A 20255-nucleotide genomic window follows, 5' to 3' on the forward strand; every position below is an offset into this window, starting at 1 on the left:
TGAACAAGGATTTTTATTGATTTTAGGGATATTAAATTAATGATTACCGATGACTTTGTCAGCAGATTGAATCACTTCAGGTGTAAATGTAATTCCTTGTTTTTTAGCTGCATCAATATTGATGACAAGGCGAAGAGATTGTCCTATTTCTGGAGCAATATTACCTGCGGTTTCACCTTTTAATATGCGCACAACAAGTTTGCCTGACTGACGACCCACATCGTAATAACTCATGCCATATGCCGCAACAGCACCGTGTTCAATAGCATCAGGGAACGAGGCTAAAAGGGGAATTTTATTCTCATTAGCAAATTTAACTAAAGACTCATAGGCCGAAACCACATTGTTATCCGTTGTGGTATAGATTAAATCAACTTTACCCTTTAATGAGGCGGCCGCCGTTGGAATGTCTGATGTTCGTTGAGCTGGCACGGCAAAAAGGGCGATCCCTTGTTCTGTTAGCAATGTTTGCAGGTGTCTTAGTACAACCGTTGAGTTAATTTCACTTGGGCTATAAATATAACCGACTGATTTAACGTTAGGTACAATTTTTTTCATAAAATCAATTTGTGGACCTATTTCTTGGTAATCAGATACGCCAGTAATATTGGTGCCTGTTGGTTGCCAATCTTTGGTTAATTTAGCTGCTATGGGGTCGGTAATTCCCGCAAAGACGATAGGAATTTGTTTAGTTGCAGCAGCTGTTGCTTGTGCGCTTGGTGTTGCAATTGCAACGATAACATCAGGTTTTGCTGTAGCAAATTGCTTTGCTATTTGAGCTGCAGTGGCACTGCTTCCTTGTGCACTTTTGTATTGTACGGTTAAATTATCATTTAATGTATAGCCGCTATCGGTTAATTCATCTTTGACACCATCACGGATTTGGTTTAATGATGGATGCTCAACAATTGCCGTAATGGCGACATTTTTCATTGCATCAGCAAAACTGTAAAAAGGCACAAGCAATATCATTATTATCAATAAAGTAAAGCGTTTCATAAAATACACTCATAAACTAGTACAATAGTTTCATTGTAGCCTTATTAGCCTAAAAAGTTAAGTTGTATTTTATGAATTAATGATTATTGTTAACAAAGCCGTTATAAAAGTGGTAATCAATAACCATAAATTATTTTTTTAATCATCGTGTTATAGTCACTTTTTATTGAGCGAATATAAAAGGATTTATTCCACTTTTAGCAAATCCCTCTTCTTCTGTTTTGATATCTAATATTAGCGAAGCAATGTCATCAGCAATAATCTCAATGTGTGGATCTTTATCTTGATCGAAGATTTTTAAATAGCTATGGCAAGCATCACAGCATTCTGTTTTGGTGGGGGATAATTCGTTATCAAGTGAAAAGTATTGAATATCTTTCATGTTATCACAGCAGGTACATTTTATTCGAGGCACATACCATTCGCTTTCACACAAACTACAATGTAAATAGCGTAAGCCATTATTGCTACCTAATTGGATGATACTAGCAACAGGTATGTTGTTGCATACTGGGCATAACCAGCTTTTATCAGTGCTTTCTGCTATTGCTTTGCCTTTAATTTGGCTTGCTAGTTGACTGTAATAAACCGACAATGCTGCCCAAATAAATATCGCTTCGTTACCCTCTACATGAGCAAACTCATTATTGAGTAGATGTAGCGCTTTATCTTGTAGCTGCTGAACACTATTTTTTTTAAGTTGCTCAATGACTAATGTTATTTGTTCAGTTGTTGCAGTTATCGAACTTAATAATTCATTGAGGTATTCTTGCCAACTCGTGGACAATGGTCGATTGCTTAAACTTAATGGTGGATTTTCGTTGTTAAGATATTCAGACAAATCAACATTAATAGGATTTTGTTTAGCTAAATTGGCTTGTTGTTCGGCGATTGTGGCACAAAAATTTAAATAATCACTAAATGGGTTATTGGTTGCCAAGCTTTTTAAGCGCTTTGCTCGATGTGCATAAGTCGTTGTTGGTGATGGATAAAAAATTAATGGAATCTGTCTAATCACTGAGTTTGTTGCCTGTTGTTCAAGTTGTTTTTGTGGGATGATTTTTATACTCATTATAAATTCTCATTGATTGTGACTTAGCTGATTATAGACTTTAACCAAACGTAGTACCGCTGATATATTGTCAGCGGTAAATTGGCGTTATATAAAAACGTTAATTAAATCGTTTTATGTTCAATGTCATTCTTGATATCATGTTTCGTGTTAGTTGTCGGCTGATCTGATTCGGTTTTGGCTTTTAGTTCTGCTTGATAGACTTTTTCCATCTCTTGTTCATACCAAGCGGAATGATTTTTTCGTGCCCAAGCACGTGATACATAGCCCGTTATCATCCCTTTAATCGAGCCTTTAACCCAAATTGCCATATAAGCATGGCCAATAGCCAGTAAAATTAAGCTAATTGCGGCAAGTGAATGAAATAATATCGCAATACGAACAGTCTGTACTGGAAAATAATCCGAAATATACTGACGCCACATAATAAGTCCCGTAACGAATAAGACAAAAATTAAGCCCATAATGCACCAGAACAGAAACTTTTGACCGACGTTGTATTTACCAATTGGAATGCCTTCTTCTTTGCCCATAATGACGCTTTTAAAGTTTTTAATCCACACCATATCTTGCTTATTAGGGATGTTATGATGAACCAATTTTAAAAACATAAACATCAGCAATACAAAAACAATACAGCCCAAAATAGGGTGTAATGTTCTCACTAATTGTGGGGTGCCAAGGAACAAACCAAATAGTTTTATTGATGGGAAAAACAGTGATAAACCTGATAGCGCAGTCAAAATAAATAGACATACCATACACCAATGGCAGAAGCGAACAATTAATGGTGTTCTTAATATCATTCCTTTCTTATTCATGATGATTCTCCTGTTGTGGTAAATTAGCACCATTTTTACGTTCAACAACTGGTAATCCTAATTTTTTTCGTGCTTGTTTATCGGCTTCTTTTTCGTGTTCAATATCATCTTGGTCGACTTCAATTGCACCTACGCCCATATAATGGAATAGTAAACCTCCAAAGGTGGCAACAAATGCTGCCGCTGAAAGTGGTTTCCAAACACCTTTCCAGAATTTAACAATTTCGCTAATTTGTGGATCTTTAGGCAGACCGTGATAAAGTTCTGGTTGATCTGCATGGTGTAAAACATACATCACATGCGTACCACCAACACCTTGTGGATCATAAAGCCCCGCATTTTCAAACCCTCGTTTTTTCAAATCGACAATTCTGTGTTCAGCATGGCGAATCATGTCTTGTTTTGTGCCAAAATGGATAGCGCCCGTCGGGCAAGTTTTTACACATGCTGGCTCTTGCCCCACAGCAACACGATCTACGCATAAAGTACATTTATAAGAGTGATTATCTTCTTTACTGACCCTTGGAATGTTAAAGGGACAACCAGCAATACAATAGCCACAACCAATACAGTGTTCTGATTGAAAATCCACAATACCATTGGCATATTGAATAATAGCACCTTCGGCAGGGCAAGCTTTTAAGCACCCAGGATCTGAGCAGTGCATACAACCATCTTTACGAATCAGCCATTCGAATTTACCATTAATTTCAACTTCCGAATAACGCATTACGGTCCAAGCTTTGGGCTCTAAGTCAGCGGGATTATCATACACGCCGACAGTATTGCCAATTTCGGCTCGTAAGTCATTCCATTCGCTACAGGCAACTTGGCACGCTTTACAGCCAATACATGTTGTTACATCGATTAATTTTGCGACTTCTTGTTGATAATCGCGGGCTCGTGGCGCTGGTGTTAATGCGTTGGTTCCTGAGCGGCGAATAATATCTTGTGTTTGTAATGACATAATTGATCTTCCTCCTTATGCCGCACTGGTAACTTTTTCAATATTGACTAAGAATGATTTATATTCTGGTGTTTGTGAATTAGCATCACCTAAATGAGGTGTTAATTCATTAACCAAAAATCCTTTCTTTGTTTGCCCTGTGAATCCCCACACAATAGGAATTCCTATGGTTTCAATCTCTTTACCATCAACGGTTAATGTCGGAAGACGTTTTGTCACGACTGCTTTAGCTTTGATATAGCCCCGATATGAAGTTACTTTAACCGTATCACCTAATTTGATACCTTTTTTATTGGCTAAATTTTCACTTAGTTCAATAAATTGCTCTGGTTGAGTGATCGATGCTAACCTTGCATGCTGTGTCCAAAAGTGGAAATGTTCAGTGATGCTATAAGTCGTGCCAACATAAGGAAATTCGCTAGCATTACCTAAGCGAGCCAAATCTTCTTTAAATGCTCGTGCAACAGGACTGCTTATTTGATTTGGATGCAATGGATTATTGGTAATAGGCGTTTCAAACGGTTCATAATGCTCAGGGAACGGTCCATCAACTAATCGATTTAAACAAAATAATCCACCTAAACCATCATTATTCATAATAAAAGCGCCTGCTCCAGCACTTGGCGATAATGTTGCCGTAAAATCAGGAACATCATTACCGATCCAGTTTGAGCCGTTCCATTTTACTAAAACTCGTTTTGGATCCCATGGTTTGCCGTTTTCATCCGCTGATGCACGATTATAAAGTACACGTCGATTCATTGGCCATGCCCAAGCCCAACCAGCATGAACGCCTTTGCCAGACGGATCGCTTGGATCTCGCCTTGCCATTTGGTTGCCTTGCTCAGTCCAAGAACCACAAAATATCCAAATACCTGATGACGTTGTTCCATCTGCTTTTAATTGGGAAAAACCACTGAGTAACTGACCTTTTTTAAGGATAACATTTCCATTTGCATCAGTGATATCTGCAAGTGCACGTCCATTATAATCTTTGGCTAGTTCTTCGGCTGCTGGACCTTCAGGGTCTTGATAATCCCAAACTAAATTATCAATTGGCTCATGATAAGTACCGCCCTCTTCGGCATATAGTTCTTTAATTCTTAAAAAGATACGTGCAATAATTTCAGGATCATATAATGCTTCGTAAGGCGGTTTAGCTGCTGCCCAATGCCATTGTAACCAACGGGAAGAGTTAACAATTGTTCCGTTTTCTTCAGCAAAACAGTTAGATGGTAATCTAAAGACTTCCGTTTGAATCTTGCTAGAATCCACATCATTTGATTCACCATGGTTTTTCCAAAACTCAGCGGTTTCAGTTGGCATAGGATCAATGCTAACTAAGAATTTTAAGTTAGATAAACCTTCACGAACACTATTTTTATCGGGTAGAGCAGCAAGTGGGTTAAAGCCCTGACAAATAAAGCCATTGGCTTGTCCATCGCGCATCATTTTACTAAATCTTAAAACATCATAGGTTTTATCCCATTTTGGTAACCAATCAAATCCCCAATCGTTATCTTTAGTCGATTTATCACCGTACATTGATTTCATAAAACTGACAAAGAATTTAGGATAATTTCTCCAAAAATTTATTTCGCTTGGACCAAGTGGTTTTGGTGTTTTTTCATCTAGATACTGAGTAAGTGAAACTTGAGACTCTTTAGGTAAATCAAGATAAGCTGGCAGGCGATTTGACAACAAACCTACATCGGTTAAACCTTGAATATTTGAATGCCCACGCAGAGCATTAATACCTCCGCCCATAACGCCAATATTACCTAAAATAAGCTGGACCATGGCAGCGGTACGGATAATTTGTGATCCATAAGTGTGTTGAGTCCAACCTAATGCATATAAAAAGGTTGCTGCTCTATCATTGGTTTTTGTGCTAGCAAGTGATCGGCAGACATGTAAAAATCCATCAATTGGGCTACCAGTAACCTTATTTACCATTTCGGGGGTATAACGGCTAACGTGTTGTTTTAATAGATTCCAGACACAACGAGGATGGTTTAGTGTTTTATCCCGAAGAGCATAACCATTTTCGTCTTTTTGATATGCCCAACTGGTTTGATCATATTGACGATTAGTTGCATCATAACCACTAAACAATCCACTATTAACATCAAAATTAAAATCATCACGCACAATTAAGCTAGCATTGCTGTGTGTCACTAAATACTCAAAGTTAACTTCGTTATGAGTAATCAGATAATTAATAATACCAAGTAAAAATGCAATGTCAGATCCTGAGCGAATGGGTACATAATGATCCGCAACTGAAGCTGTTCGGTGAAAACGAGGGTCAATGGCAATTAGTTCTGCGCCATTATTAATTTTAGCTTCAATTGCCCATTTAAAGCCAACTGGATGGGCTTCTGCGGCATTACCGCCCATGACAATAACAACATTGGCGTTTTTGATATCATTCCAATTGTTAGTCATTGCCCCTCGACCAAACGTGGCAGCTAAGCTAGATACAGACGGTCCATGACAAACTCGAGCTTGGGTTTCAAGGCTTAACATGCCTAATGCACGAGCAACTTTAAAGGCTAACCAGCCTGTTTCGTTGCTTGCGGCCGATGTGACAAGCCATCCTGTTGTTGTCCAACGATTAACCGTCGTGCCTTTCTCATTTTTTTCAATGAAGTTTTTATCTCGGTCAGCTTTCATTAAACGAGCAATACGGTCAATTGCATCATCCCAACTTATTTTTTGCCATTTATCTGAACCTGGTGCTCGGTATTGTGGATATCTAACACGATTTTCACTTTTGATATAATCAAGAACTCCAGCGCCTTTAGGACAAAGCGAGCCGCGGCTAACAGGATGATCAGGATCGCCCTCAACATGAAAGATGGATGATTCGGCATTTTTAGCGCCATCGCCACGACTATAAAGTAGCATTCCACAACCCACTGAGCAATAAGTGCAGTTGTTACGAGTTTCTTTGGATTTGAGTAATTTAAATTGGCGAGTTTGTGCAAGCGCGACATTCGGCGCTAGTCCTAGTGTGGCTACCGTTGTTCCTGCCATACCACCAGCACAGATCTTAAAGAACTGCCTACGGTTAAATAGCATATGGGCTCCTTAGAAAGCTGACATCACATTATTTGATTTATTATATTGGAAGTTATTAACATCCTTATAAGTTGTAATGATAATCTTTAATAGCATGGAAATAAAGGAGAAAACAGGGATGAATTCACAAAATTTGATGTATATCAAAAATAAATTTTCAATAGCTTAATTTATGTTGAATATGGTGAAAAAAATTGTTTGAGCTTTTGTTACTTCTTTTTGAATCATCAAATATTTGCTGATTATATCACACTCTTTCGGTTTTTTACTTGTTTGTGGGGTAGTTAATTTCATAATTTTTTTGATTGATAAGATAGTTGTTTTAGATATTAGGCATGCGGACAATCTTTTTCACAAGTTAGAAATCTATTTCATACATTTTAAACTGCGCTATTTTGGCTAAATCATCTGGCGATAAATTTTGTAATTTTGTAAGTGTATTTCTGTTTGAATCAGTATCATAATGATAAAGTCCATTTTTATCCGATACAATGAAAGGTCCAGAAAATAATGACTGATAACGCAATACTTTAAAGGTTTTGCCATCTAAAGCTACGGGGTGTGAATAATAGTACACAACATTGTCATCGAAAGCGAATCCATACATTGTTAGTCGTGCCAATTTTACATTAAGAGGTAAAATTTCACCTTGAAAGTAGATATGATTTTTGTCTTTAGCAAAACCAAACTCATTGGTGGTTATGAAAGATTTGACATCAACATTATCCAGTCTTATTAGCGTTTTTTCTTCGGTAACCCGATCGAGATAAACATAGTTTTTATCTTTCCAATAAATTGGTTCACCTGTTCCACATTTAGTGAATGTAGAACCATCAATCCCTTCAATACGTTGATAATTCCATCCATAATAACCTAAATAAACATGATTCTTATCAGCAAACAGATCTGAAAGCATGGATACTTCCCTTAATGTGACTGGATCTGCTCCCACTAGCTCCATATAATCATCATCTTTTTTCTTTTCGTAGACTTTATTATTGAAAGTATAGAAATGTCCCAATAACGGCAAAGGATTATCCTTAGTGGCTTGGCTAATTTTATACGGGCGAATAATTTCTTCTTGCTCTTTACAATAACGGTTAAAAGCGTTCCTTATGGGCTTGTAATAGTAATTTTTCTTTCTTAATGCTTTACCTATAGGTGGAAAAAACTCTTTCTCCATAAAACTAAAAAAATTCTCAATATACTCATCAATAATCGTTTGAGAGACTTCAAACTCATCAATTTTATGCAAAGTGTTTTTATCTAAATGATAAGCAGAGTAAAAATCCCTCGTCCATGGACTGATAAATAAAGCGGTATCATTACTTTCAATATCTTTATAACTAGCAAGCTGAGATAGCATGGATAGCATTATTTTTTCATAAGTGGGGAAAATATCTTGATCAAATATAACCGCAATAAATACCCGTTGTTTATTTGCGTCATAATTGAAAAGAATAACATCACTATCTGGATCACTATTTTTTAAATCATACAGTAAACTGGCATAAAAATAGGCAATACTTTTTGATGTGTTAATATTCTTTTGTATGAGAACATTATCAAACTTCTGAAATTTATTAGATAAGAAATATTTTTCAATATCAGTATTTTTTTGTTTACTGCGTAGATATTTATCTAATGCTGAGGCCGTTATTTTTACATCAATAATACATCCCCAAGGTTCAGACATATACAGTACTCCTTTTTTACATATAAAATGCCTACTTATTTAGATAAAATAGCTTTTCTATTTAAAATAAAAAAATGTTAATGCGGGTTTTTATCATTACTTCGTTACCAAATAAATACATGAAAGACATATACATTTTACACACTAAGTCTCTTGTTTGCTTGGATTTTTCCATCTCTATTTTTTGTAACGTTGGTCATTGTCAAAATACTAGATAGAACCCACTGCTATCATTTTATCGTTTTGGTAATATTGTTGTTTATATTGTTCAGGTGATACCCCGTCATTGGCTGAATGACGGGGTATACGATTATCATAGATTTCAATGTATTCAAATAGTGCTTTATTAGCCAGCTTCCTCGTTTTGTAGTAACAGTCATAAATAATATGGGGTTTGTGTGTATGAAAAAAACGTTCAATGACCACATTATCTCAACAGTTTCCTCTTCGAGTCATGCTTTGCTTTAGTCCATATTGTAACAATAACTACTTAAAATCAGCGTTGTAATATTGGCTTATTCATTGATAGAAAGCTCTGCATGAGATAATGCATAGTCGACTGATTATTGTTTGAATTCGATGCTAAATTTTTTGTTCATGATATTTGCCTCTTATGAGTTTTGTTCACTTTTTGTCTAGGGTCACTAGTTAAGAATATAAACAGATCCATCCCCCCATGTTCCAATATAATAATGATTATGCTTAAATGCCAATGCAACTGCACCATGTAAGGAAGAAGCAATAGTATTAACTTGACCTGTTTTGACATCAATAGTACGTAACATTCCTGCACCGTTATCAATAACAGCAACGACAGTAGGAGTAATAGCGGTAATACCCACACCAGGACGTTCAAAATTTTGACCTAATTCAACTTTTTCACCTGATGGTCGAATTAAAGTTAGATGTCCACTGTATTGAGATACCATTATACTATCGTCTGGTAATTGGGTAACCCCCACTGGCGTCGATAAACCTTGAACAAGCACTTCTTTTCGACCATTTTTTAAATTTAGAGAAATAATCTCTCCTGTTGCTCGATTAGTAATAAGAAGTTGTCCCGAGTTAGAAAACGCAATACCCGTTGGAGTGTGATAACCTTCCGATATTTTTTGTGGTTTTCCTTTAGCTGGTATTTTTAAAATATAATTGTCACTATATGATGAAACATAAATATTATCCTTTTCATCAATAACAATACCAGCAGGAGAAGAAATATTCGAGTAAATAACCTCATGTTCATTACTGGCTTTAATCTTAGTAATTGAATTTCCTGACCAATTGGTGACATACATTGCCCCTGTGCTATCAAAAGCAATACCAGTCGGTGCTTGGAAAGAAGTTTCCATTTTTGTTAATTGAGCCATACTAGTACCTGCATGTAAATTTAAAAATAAAAAATATATAGTACATAAAAAACACTTTCTCATAATTGTTATGATCCTGATAATGGTGAGTTGGTATTTTATCTAATGATTAACTATCAAAATTAAACATCTTGTTGGTTTTAACTTTATCTTACTTCTTTACTATTTGTATTAATTTGTATTAATTTTCCCCCATAAAAGGATAAAACAATATTTGCTAATGAAAGAATAATGCATGTAATAATGATTCCATTCCAGTTTAGGCTGTCATAAACGATCCCAAGTAGATATGTGCCAGTACTCCCTCCAGCTAAACAAGCAAGTAAATATAGAGACGAAATTGAACCTCTTGATTCTTGGTTAACAATTTGATTAATTGATGAAATAACAATTGGTTGAACACCAAAAACGAATAAAAATAGACTAAAAATACCCACTGTGATGCAAATTAAGTTTGTACTCAATTTAATAATAATAATTGATACACTAATGCCTAATAAGCAAATAATTAGTAATTTATTTCCTTCTATATATTGAGATAATTTACCAGTAATTGTTGCACCAATTACCGCACTTATGCCGGCAAAGTTTAACCACCCTAATGTTGTTGAAGAAAGATAAAACGGTGCACCTTTTAAATAAAAGGTTAAAAAGGAAGATATCCCGAAATAAACAAAAAAGAGTATAAAACCAACAAATAAAAAAATAACGATAGTTTTATTAAATAATAATTTAATTGCATTTAAGTAAGTTTGAATAACTTTAATATCATTTTTATCTGAGATATTTTTATCAATACCATAGGGAACAAAAAAGCAAGCACAAAAAATGAGCATTGCATAAATAATAAATGCAAATTGCCAAGACCAAGTATCTGTTAGCATTGCAATAAAGCTGCGACTAAAAATCATTCCTACAATTGAAGCTGAAATCATTGACCCCATTTTTTGAGGTAACTTGTCATTAGGTGTATTTTTAGCTGTATAAGCAAATAATGCTACAGGTACAGATGCAGCAAAAAAGCCCGTCAATGACATAATAAATAAGTATATTTTATACGATTCGACAAACACTGAAATAGTAAGACATAAAATTGTACCGATACAACCAAAAATAACTAATAGTCGTGTTGAGACTCGATCTGATAATGGGCCATAAATAAAAAAAGAAATAGCGTAAAAAAAACACGATAAACTAAAAACAAACCTAGCATCTAAAATATCTATATTGAAGCTTTGTGATATTTCTTGGAAGATGAGTTGACTAATATAAACCGAACCGACTAAAAGTAATACAAGCATAACTGACACAATAATGCTCATTTTGCTTTGTTTTTTCTCTATAAAATGGATGTTACTTATTTCCATAAGATAAATACCTTTCGTTAATAATCATATTATTGGTATTGGTAACAATAAATAGAAAATTCAAAATATAGAAATACTTATTTTGTGATATGAAATAGATATCAACCAAAATTTTAAAGAGGAATCAAGCAGAAATAACTTTAAATATTCAAGATTATTAATAATTAATAGGATAAAAATTAGAACATTTATTTATTAATATCTAAATATTCGTCTTTAAAATAATTAATTATCGATTCAGTCAATACGGTCTTTCTTAGGTTTTTACGCCAGATAAGGTATATATTAATGTTTAGTTTTTTAGCTTGTCTTTTGATTAGTTTTTTATAAACTACACCTTCGACTTTTGCTTGAGCCATTGATTGTGGTAAAAGCATCATTGCTTTTCCTAACGATACTTCAAGCAACATTGATAGCGTATCGGATAATTCAGCTCGACGACAAATAGGATAAGAGAGTGTTTTAAATACTTGTTCACATTGGTCATAAAAAGTCGGATTTAAATATTCTTTGAACCAAAAAAGAGGTAAATTGGTAATCTCATTAAGATCCACGAATTCAAGCTTACTACATGGATGAGAATTTGGTAACACTAAAATCATAGGTTCTTTATAAATCAGCAAAGAATTTTCAGTTTCCTCTATTTTTTCATTCTCAGAAACAAATGCAAAATCGATGTTTCCTTTTTTTAATTCAAGCATTAGTTCTTTTGATGTGTAATTATGTTTGTAGATTTCTGTATTATCACTAAAATCAGAAAGAAATTTTTTAAAATTAGGAATAAAATCAAAACTGAGTGTTTTTGTCATCCCTAATATCACCTTTTTAAGATTGTTTGAATTAGTTAATTGAGTGATTAAACAAAGCTCATTTAATAAACTGGAAGCTTTTAATTGGAAATATTCCCCTTCTTTTGTCAAAAAAACACGGTGAGAATTTCTTAAAAACAAAAGTACACCAAGTTTTTCTTCTAGTTCTTTTATTTGAATTGAAAGAGGAGGTTGACTAATGCCTAATTTTTCAGCAGCGCCTCTAAAGCTTTTTGCTTCACAAACAGCAATAAAATACTGTAACTGCTTTATTGTTGGTAACCTTTTATTATAAATATCCATTATTTCCAAATTTCGCTGATTTATGCTTTAAGAAAAATACTTTTTAGTTGTAAAAATAAAAGAATTATCATCAGTTTTGTTTTTTTCTTTCAAAAAAACAAAAGTACGGCGATAAAACTGTACATTAAATTTTCTAAAAAACATAAAAATGAAGATTCTAACTATTTATTTTATTATCAGTAATTAGTTCAAATTTTGTTTTGAGATAACGATTTTTGATTGATGGAAAAAATTTATAATTATCAAAAATATTATTATTAAATATTGCTTGTTTGGCATATTCGCAAGATTGCGTGATTTTTCATGCCAAACAGTATCAACAAAAAGTATGACTTATTATTTTCTTTTTTAGTTTTTTATTATGTTATTTTTATTGTTTGATGATAGATTAATTTCGTCAATGGTTTGCATTACCCTTGCAGTAATAAGGGGTTTAAGAATTTTGTTCATTTTTTCAATTTTTGGTATGTTTTTGTCACCGTGATCATCTAGATATCCTTGTTCACGCAATGATGCTACTAATGTTGAAAAAACACCTTTATCAAAAAATTCAGGCGCATTGATGCCGTGTAAAATGGATAATCGTTCAGCAATTAATCGACCTTCTTTTTCTAGTGTTGCTCGGCTAATGGTTGGTTCTTTTTGCAATAAAGAAAATGCAATGGCATAACGCTGTAATGTATCTTTAGATGATGAAGCAAGTAATTGTAATCCCGAAATTTTTAAATAATTTATTGTCAGCTTATTGGTCGAATCATTAATCAAATTCAACTCGGTATAAGTTGCAATGATTTGTTTTACATACTCGGTCAGTTGTTCATCGTTATGATAAAGAAATAGCTCTGATTTGATTAAAGGGAAAAGTAGTTTTACTTGTTGTAAAACGTCATCAGGTGAAATTTGGTTATGTTTGAGTACAATTCTGGCTATGATGGCCGGAATAATCAGTAAATGCTGAATATTATTACGGTAATAAGTCATTAATACTGCTTGTTCGGTTGTAAGGCCAACCATTTCGCCAACGTCGTCAGTAGTAATAATAAATTTGCCCATTTCTTTGGCATGCTCAAATAATTCTTCGGGCGTATCATCGGGAATAGTAATTAAATTCGAATAAGGGACTGTTTTAAAAAGTTTTAAAAGATAATCAATATGTTCCAAAAGTCTGACTTTGGTTAGTGCGCATTGGTCTGCAGCTAATAATATTGAACAACATAAATTCATTGCATTAATCGCTGCTGATGAATTTATATTTTCCATAATTTGCTTGGCAAGTAAGTTGGTTGTTGGTGTTAACCATTGCGGGCGTTGGGCGCCTGTTGGTTCGATAGCTTCTCGCCATTCGGGAACGTATTGGTTTAGAAATTGATTTAACGGAATAGGTTGACCAAAATTGACATAACCAAATCCTAATTTCTTTAGCTTTAAAAATGCTTTAATAGTACGCCACAAACTCTCTTTTTCTTTTTTAGCGCCTCGTAGTTCATTGGCGTAGGTTGCAACTTCTAATACATGCTCGTAACCAATATAAACAGGTACAACAGTAATTGGTCTTGCATCTCCACGTAATAATGTTTGAATGGTCATCATTAACATCCCCGTTTTAGGATCGAGTAACCGACCCGTACGAGAGCGTCCACCTTCAATAAAATACTCAACAGCATAACCGCGAATAAATAGTTCGGCTAGATATTCTCGAAAAACTGAGGTATAGAGTTTATTACCTCGGAACGAACGGCGGATAAAAAATGCACCTAATCGTCTAAAAATAGGACCCGCTGGCCAAAAATTTAAGTTAATACCAGCGGCAATATGTGGCGGAACTAAACCTTGTCGATAAAGCACATAAGATAATAATAAGTAGTCCATATGGCTACGGTGACAAGGCGCATAGACAATTTCGTGGCCATTTTGTGCCAATTCACGAACAGGATCGGCATTGGTTACTTTTAATCCTTGATAGAGTCGATGCCACGCCCAAGTAAGGACAAAATCAGTTACTCTAAGCATGCGATAAGAAAAACTAGCGGCAATTTCGTTCAAATTAGCTAATGCATTTTTTTTCGCTTTATCAAAAGTGATATTTTTACTTTTAGCCTCTTCTTGTATTGCTTCCGAAATAACTTGCTTTTTGAGTAAATTATTTAGCATTGCTTGACGAACAGGTAACTTAGGTCCAATTGAAGCCATACGTTGTTTGGCAAAATGAATTCGTGCAACACGAGCTAATTTATGAGCTAATACTGAAAGATCTTGTTCTGCAACATGAATATCTTTAAACGAAACCGTACGAGAAAAGCGCGTATAACAGTCTCGTCCTGATGTGATTATTTTGAAAAATTTACTTGTTGCACCAAGCACTTGTAGTGATAACTTTTTTTTGCCTTCTTTATCGGGACAACGCCCAAACATAACCGAAACAGGTAACATTTGAATATCAAGATCATGATTTTGTTGATGTGCCGAAATATAATCTCTTAAAATGCCAATAGCTTTGTTTTTTTGTTGATTAGAGGCAAAAATACCTGGGCCTTTATCAATATAGATATAAGCTGGAACGTTTTTTCCGTTGATGTCGATTCCAATTAATGGATCAGGTAAATTATATTGTAAACAAAGTGACCGAACCACCATTAAGTCGATTTGAGAGTTGTAAGGTAATACATATAAAATGGGGCTATCGATATCAAGGTCTAATTCTGTTATTGGATCGGTTGGTATCGGTTTACTTTTAACAAAAAGTTTGACCAGCATTTGGATAAGAAAAAAATAGACTTTAGTCCACCAAGAAAACATAAAAAAATAAACCTCATACTTTTGCGTTATTCATAATACTTTAAAAAAGCAACGAACTCAGTATATACTTGTTACTGCCTAATTGTTAGTAAATTTGCATAACCTTTAGGCTATATGATTAGATAAATTCGAAGCCAAATTATCACAATATTTAGCCGTATTATAACGGTTTATCGTTATCAACGCCACGCATCGACTTGGCTTTTAAGTATCAAGCGAATTTATTGGGATATCGCCAATTATTTAATGAATTACTACCGCTAATGGTGCGCTCATAATTATGATTAGAAAGCTGTATTGTCATTTATTAAAAATGACAGATTCAATTAACCGTGGCTTTTGTATAGCACATCTAAAATGTATCGTAATTCTTTGACATCTAATTGCCCTGGTGCAGAGGCATTTTTAGCTGCTCCAAAAGTCATTGCAGAACCAAATGTGATTCCTGCAATGCGACTAATAGTGCCAAGCCCCGCCATAGACATGGTAATAATTGGCTTGGTTGCGTATTTTTCGTTCATTTCGGTTGTGGCGGCCAGTAAAGTTAATACATCATCTGTGGTTTTGGGCATAACGGCAATTTTAGGAATATCAGCGCCTAAATCTTGCATTTTTCGTAATCGCTCGATAATGTCGCTTTTTGCTGGTGTTTTTTCAAAATCGTGGTTTGATGCTACAACAAAGACTTGATTATTGTGGGCAATATCAATGATATCTTTTACATAATCATCACCAATAAATACTTCAACATCAATCAGATCAACAAGTCCACTACAGGCCATTTCTTTATTCAATTGAATATAAGAGGATAACGGCCAAGGTTTGACTCCTCCTTCGTTTGCTGTTCTAAAAGTGAATAAAAGGGGTTTATTGGGTAATAGATCTGTTATTTTTTTAGCGACTTGTTTGACAGCCAAAATATCGTCAACTTGGGTAAAATGATCGACTCGCCATTCTAAAACATCAAAATCAATGGATTGCAAAAACTGAACTTCATCGATTAATTCAGCTTGAGTTTTACCAACAATTGGTACAATAATTTTGGGTGCTCCAACGCCGATCTCAAGTTGTTTGATAGTAACTGTTTTCATTTTATTTCCTATTAATTGTCGATACTCTCATTATAAATGGCTATTTTATGTTTTATATCGGATAAAACAATAGAGTAAAACGAGTTGGTATAATGTTATTACATCGATTTTAACTAATCATTAAAGCCCATTTTTTCTTTTACATATTCAATTGGAGCGTCTTCACCTGTCCATATTTTAATTTGCGCAGCTCCTTGCCATAACATCATGCCAATACCATTTAGTGTTTTGCAACCTTGCTGTTCAGCTATCTCTAATAGTTTTGTTTTGCGTGGACTATAGATACAGTCTGTCACAATAAGATCTGCATGTAGCATGGTGGGATCCGTAATTAAACTTTGACCTTCTAATGGCTTCATTCCAACGCCTGTTGCATTACAAAGCACAGTACTTGTTGCTATTTCTTGACGTAGCTGTGTTTTATCGGCCAAATCGAGAACGTTTACCTGACATTGTGTATTTTGATTTAGTTTTTCGGCAATGGCTTCTATTTTTGTATAACACTCATCTTTTTGATTAAAGATCGTGATTTCTTTTACACCATCAAGAGCGGCTTGCACTGCAATGGCGGTGCCTGCACCACCAGCACCTAGGATGGTTATTTTTTTGCCTATCATATTGACACCAGCTTCTTTTAGCATCCGCATGTAACCCATTCCATCAGTGTTATAACCAGTTAAAACACCATTGTCGTTTGAAATGGTGTTACATGCTCCGCTCATTTCAACCGCTGGTGTTAATTTATCCAGATATTGGCAAACGACCTGCTTGTTTGGCATGGATACGGCACTGCCACGTAGACCTAATGCTCGTAGTCCTTTAATAGCATCAGGAAGTTTTTCTTGGTCAACTTCAAACGCTAAATAAACATAGGGAATATTCAATTTAGAATAGATCGTATTTTGCATCTGAGGGGATAAACTATGGCGAATAGGATAAGCCATTAACCCAATCAATAAAAAATGTCCGTCGATATTACTTCTCATTCACCATTCTCCGCGCAAGTTTTTCTTTATTATAATAGGGGTTATGTTTAATCATTCTTCAATAACATGCCTAGGGCACACCTATCGGAAAAGAGTGAGTATACACTATCAATTGCACTTTCGACACCTATCGCCTAGAATAATAAACTTTGCTTCTTAACAAAGAATCTATTTATGAATACCATGCTTGATTTGTTCTCATCAATAAATGCCGTTGTGATAGCGGTAATTTGTATGTTAATTTTGTCTCTTTGCCGTGTTCATGTGGTAATTAGCTTAATTATTGGGGCATTTGTTGGTGGCTTGTTTAGTCATTTATCGTTAAAAGAAACGATTGATGCTTTTAATACAGGTATTAGTAATGGCGCTAATATTGCATTATCTTACGCCATGCTTGGCGCTTTTGCAGTGGCAATATCAAAATCTGGTCTACCCGAGCTATTGGCTGATAAAGCAATAAAACAGCTGACAACAAGTAATGCTAAAAAGCGCATTAAATGGTTATTAATTATTATTATTGCACTTGTTAGTATTTCGTCACAAAATATTATTCCGATTCATATTGCTTTTATACCGCTTTTAATTCCGCCACTCTTGTATGTAATGTCTCGATTACAACTTGATAGGCGAATGATTGCTTGTATCATGACATTTGGGTTAATTACGCCATATATGTTTTTACCTGTTGGCTTTGGTAACATCTTTTTAAATCAAATTTTATTAAAAAACATTACTGCATCAGGAATGGATGTGAGTCACGTCAATGTAATGCACGCCATGGCTATTCCTGCGCTAGGTATGTTTTCTGGTTTATTGTGGGCGATTTTTGTCAGCTACCGTAAACCAAGAGAATATAAAATTATTGATGAACAGACAAATCTTGACGCGTTAAAAAATGTAAATAAGCGTTCACTTATTGTCTCATTATTGGCGATTATTCTTTCATTTGCTATCCAACTTTACACGGGTTCAATGATTTTAGGTGCCTTAATTGGTTTTATCTGTTTTATTGTGTCAGGCTCCATAAAATGGGGTGAAGCCGACGGTGTATTTACCGATGGTATCAAAATGATGGCAATGATTGGTTTTGTGATGATTTCCGCACAAGGCTTTGCCGAAGTTCTAAAACAAACTCACGAAATTGAACCATTGGTTATTAATAGTGCTGCTTTATTTGCAGGAAATAAAATAGTTGCATCATTTATGATGATGTTAATAGGGCTTATTATTACGCTTGGTATTGGTTCTTCGTTTTCAACGGTGCCGATTATTGCCGCAATTTATGTTCCGCTTTGTGTTCAACTTGGTTTTTCGCCAATTGCAACTGTTTGTTTAATTGGTGCCTCTGGTGCAATTGGGGATGCTGGTTCTCCACCATCAGATACTATTTTGGCAACCTCAGCAGGGCTTAATAGCGATGGGCAACATGATCATATTCGTGATAGTGTTATTCCTACATTTACCCATTTTAATATTCCATTATTTATTGCAGGTTGGGTTGGATCGTTAATTTTATAATCAACATTATTCTATTTAATTGTTGTTTTTTAGGTCATTATTATTATGAATAATCAATCACACCAAAATATTCGTGCAGTTTGTGCGCAAGCTATTTTTAATGTGCTAGAAGAAGGGCAATCATTAAGTGCAACCTTAACGGCACTTAATCATAAAATAGCTGATAAAGATAAGGCTTTAGTACAAGAGATCTGTTTTGGTGTGATGCGAGTATTACCCGAACTTAATTTTTATATTCACACCTTGATGAGTAAAGTATTAACGGGTAAAAATAGAATTTTACATGACCTATTGTTAGTGGGTATTTACCAAATTCTTTATACTCGTATTCCTGCACATGCGGCAGTTGCCGAGAGTGTAAATGCGGTTAACTCACTTAAAAAAACACAACTTAAAGGATTAATTAACGGTGTATTGCGCGAATTTTTGCGCCAACAAACATCATTACAACAACAATTTACGCAAGACAGTAAACAACAAAACCAGCAAACACTGCACCCAAGTTGGTTGTTAACACGCCTTAAACAAGCTTATCCAAAGCAGTGGCAAAGTATTGTTAATGCTAATAATCAAAAACCACCAATGTGGTTGCGCGTTAATCTTAATCAATACTCAGTAAGTGAGTACCAACAATTACTAGCCAAAGATAACATTGAATCAGAAACCTTTGCGGATATACCTTCGGCAATTAGGTTAATAACCCCCGTTAATGTGGCAAAATTACCTGATTTTGCAAAGGGTGCTGTCACAGTGCAAGATCTATCAGCACAATATGCTGCGTATTTATTAGCGCCGCAAAATGGCGAACAAATTTTAGATATGTGCGCGGCGCCCGGAGGTAAGACTACACATATTTTAGAAGTAGCTCCAAAAGCGCAAGTCTTAGCTGTAGATATTGAACCTAGTCGAGTTAAGCGTATTAACGAAAATTTAGCTCGCTTAAAACAGCAGGCTGAAGTAAAAGTAGGGGATGGTTTAACGCCCGAAAATTGGTGCAAAGAGCGCAGTTTTGATCGTATTTTACTTGATGCACCTTGCTCAGCAACAGGCGTTATTCGCCGTCATCCTGATATCAAATGGTTACGCCGTGATAGTGATATAGCGCAGTTGACTGAATTACAATACGCAATTTTAACTAAAATATGGGCTTATCTAAAAACGGGTGGTACTTTGGTTTATGCTACTTGTTCAATTCTGCCAGACGAAAATAAATTACAAATTGAGCGTTTTTTGCAAGAAAACACCAGCGCCAAATTACAAGGTGAACTAAAACAATTTTTACCGTCTGAAAATGGGGGTGATGGTTTCTTTTATGCGGTTTTAAAAAAGCATAGTTAATACAACATAAAATATGATGATTTATCAATTACTATAAATAT

Annotated in this window: 15 protein-coding genes; 2 read left to right on the plus strand and 13 right to left on the minus strand. The window is 34.9% G+C overall.

Annotated elements, in window-relative coordinates:
• Positions 1-36: 36 nt before the first annotated feature.
• The 13 genes from GQ589_RS03215 to GQ589_RS03275 all read right to left on the minus strand — a co-directional run bounded on the left by GQ589_RS03215 (position 37) and on the right by GQ589_RS03275 (position 17358).
• Positions 37-999, minus strand: coding sequence for an ABC transporter substrate-binding protein (locus tag GQ589_RS03215; protein ID WP_160400956.1), 963 nt, complete (start codon positions 997-999; stop codon positions 37-39).
• 163 nt (positions 1000-1162) lie between these two features.
• Positions 1163-2071, minus strand: a complete 909-nt coding sequence (gene fdhE, locus GQ589_RS03220) for a formate dehydrogenase accessory protein FdhE (RefSeq protein WP_160424567.1) — start codon at positions 2069-2071, stop codon at positions 1163-1165.
• A 104-nt stretch (positions 2072-2175) separates the two neighbouring features.
• On the minus strand, positions 2176-2892 hold the full coding sequence (locus GQ589_RS03225) for a formate dehydrogenase subunit gamma (RefSeq protein WP_160424569.1): 717 nt from the start codon (positions 2890-2892) through the stop codon (positions 2176-2178).
• Complete coding sequence (gene fdxH, locus GQ589_RS03230; RefSeq protein WP_160411850.1) at positions 2885-3859, minus strand: formate dehydrogenase subunit beta; 975 nt, start codon at positions 3857-3859, stop codon at positions 2885-2887. The genes GQ589_RS03225 and fdxH overlap by 8 nt, the downstream gene beginning before the upstream one ends.
• A 15-nt stretch (positions 3860-3874) precedes the next feature.
• Entirely contained in the window at positions 3875-6943 is a 3069-nt protein-coding gene (fdnG, locus tag GQ589_RS03235) for a formate dehydrogenase-N subunit alpha (RefSeq protein ID WP_160424570.1), read from the minus strand.
• A gap of 358 nt (positions 6944-7301) precedes the next feature.
• Positions 7302-8639, minus strand: a complete 1338-nt coding sequence (locus GQ589_RS03240; protein ID WP_160424573.1) for a DKNYY domain-containing protein — start codon at positions 8637-8639, stop codon at positions 7302-7304.
• A 210-nt stretch (positions 8640-8849) separates the two neighbouring features.
• Positions 8850-9065, minus strand: a complete 216-nt coding sequence (locus GQ589_RS03245) for an IS3 family transposase (protein WP_160424574.1) — start codon at positions 9063-9065, stop codon at positions 8850-8852.
• Between the two features lie 218 nt (positions 9066-9283).
• The gene (locus GQ589_RS03250) at positions 9284-10006 is read right to left on the minus strand and encodes a serine/threonine protein kinase (RefSeq protein WP_160424576.1); all 723 of its coding nucleotides are present in this window, start codon (positions 10004-10006) and stop codon (positions 9284-9286) included.
• A 146-nt stretch (positions 10007-10152) separates the two neighbouring features.
• Complete coding sequence (locus tag GQ589_RS03255) at positions 10153-11373, minus strand: MFS transporter (protein WP_160424578.1); 1221 nt, start codon at positions 11371-11373, stop codon at positions 10153-10155.
• A gap of 188 nt (positions 11374-11561) precedes the next feature.
• Positions 11562-12485, minus strand: coding sequence for a LysR family transcriptional regulator (locus GQ589_RS03260; protein ID WP_160424580.1), 924 nt, complete (start codon positions 12483-12485; stop codon positions 11562-11564).
• A 348-nt stretch (positions 12486-12833) separates the two neighbouring features.
• Positions 12834-15281: a glycerol-3-phosphate 1-O-acyltransferase PlsB gene (gene plsB / locus GQ589_RS03265; RefSeq protein ID WP_160424582.1), complete on the minus strand. Its 2448-nt coding sequence runs from the start codon at positions 15279-15281 to the stop codon at positions 12834-12836.
• Between the two features lie 326 nt (positions 15282-15607).
• Complete coding sequence (gene aroD, locus GQ589_RS03270; protein ID WP_160424584.1) at positions 15608-16372, minus strand: type I 3-dehydroquinate dehydratase; 765 nt, start codon at positions 16370-16372, stop codon at positions 15608-15610.
• 113 nt (positions 16373-16485) lie between these two features.
• A complete protein-coding gene (locus GQ589_RS03275; protein ID WP_160424587.1) occupies positions 16486-17358 on the minus strand; it encodes a shikimate dehydrogenase in 873 nt (290 codons plus the stop codon).
• A 174-nt stretch (positions 17359-17532) separates the two neighbouring features.
• Here GQ589_RS03275 and GQ589_RS03280 point away from each other — a divergent pair, with 174 nt between their 5' ends.
• Complete coding sequence (locus tag GQ589_RS03280) at positions 17533-18876, plus strand: Na+/H+ antiporter family protein (protein ID WP_202112495.1); 1344 nt, start codon at positions 17533-17535, stop codon at positions 18874-18876.
• Positions 18877-18921: 45 nt separating this feature from the next.
• Positions 18922-20214: a 16S rRNA (cytosine(967)-C(5))-methyltransferase RsmB gene (gene rsmB, locus GQ589_RS03285; protein WP_160411845.1), complete on the plus strand. Its 1293-nt coding sequence runs from the start codon at positions 18922-18924 to the stop codon at positions 20212-20214.
• The last annotated feature ends 41 nt before the right edge of the window (positions 20215-20255 follow it).

This window comes from Gilliamella sp. Pas-s27 (assembly GCF_009795865.1).
Classification (GTDB): Bacteria; Pseudomonadota; Gammaproteobacteria; order Enterobacterales; family Orbaceae; genus Gilliamella.

Bases quoted from the DNA above. Each gene is read 5' to 3' on its own strand.
- GQ589_RS03215 (WP_160400956.1), bottom strand. From the start codon at position 999: ATGAAACGCTTTACTTTATTGATAATAATGATATTGCTTGTGCCTTTT.
- fdhE (WP_160424567.1), bottom strand. From the start codon at position 2,071: ATGAGTATAAAAATCATCCCACAAAAACAACTTGAACAACAGGCAACA.
- GQ589_RS03225 (WP_160424569.1), bottom strand. From the start codon at position 2,892: ATGAATAAGAAAGGAATGATATTAAGAACACCATTAATTGTTCGCTTC.
- fdxH (WP_160411850.1), bottom strand. From the start codon at position 3,859: ATGTCATTACAAACACAAGATATTATTCGCCGCTCAGGAACCAACGCA.
- fdnG (WP_160424570.1), bottom strand. From the start codon at position 6,943: ATGCTATTTAACCGTAGGCAGTTCTTTAAGATCTGTGCTGGTGGTATG.
- GQ589_RS03240 (WP_160424573.1), bottom strand. From the start codon at position 8,639: ATGTCTGAACCTTGGGGATGTATTATTGATGTAAAAATAACGGCCTCA.
- GQ589_RS03250 (WP_160424576.1), bottom strand. From the start codon at position 10,006: ATGGCTCAATTAACAAAAATGGAAACTTCTTTCCAAGCACCGACTGGT.
- GQ589_RS03255 (WP_160424578.1), bottom strand. From the start codon at position 11,373: ATGGAAATAAGTAACATCCATTTTATAGAGAAAAAACAAAGCAAAATG.
- GQ589_RS03260 (WP_160424580.1), bottom strand. From the start codon at position 12,485: ATGGATATTTATAATAAAAGGTTACCAACAATAAAGCAGTTACAGTAT.
- plsB (WP_160424582.1), bottom strand. From the start codon at position 15,281: ATGTTTTCTTGGTGGACTAAAGTCTATTTTTTTCTTATCCAAATGCTG.
- aroD (WP_160424584.1), bottom strand. From the start codon at position 16,372: ATGAAAACAGTTACTATCAAACAACTTGAGATCGGCGTTGGAGCACCC.
- GQ589_RS03275 (WP_160424587.1), bottom strand. From the start codon at position 17,358: ATGAGAAGTAATATCGACGGACATTTTTTATTGATTGGGTTAATGGCT.
- GQ589_RS03280 (WP_202112495.1), top strand. From the start codon at position 17,533: ATGAATACCATGCTTGATTTGTTCTCATCAATAAATGCCGTTGTGATA.
- rsmB (WP_160411845.1), top strand. From the start codon at position 18,922: ATGAATAATCAATCACACCAAAATATTCGTGCAGTTTGTGCGCAAGCT.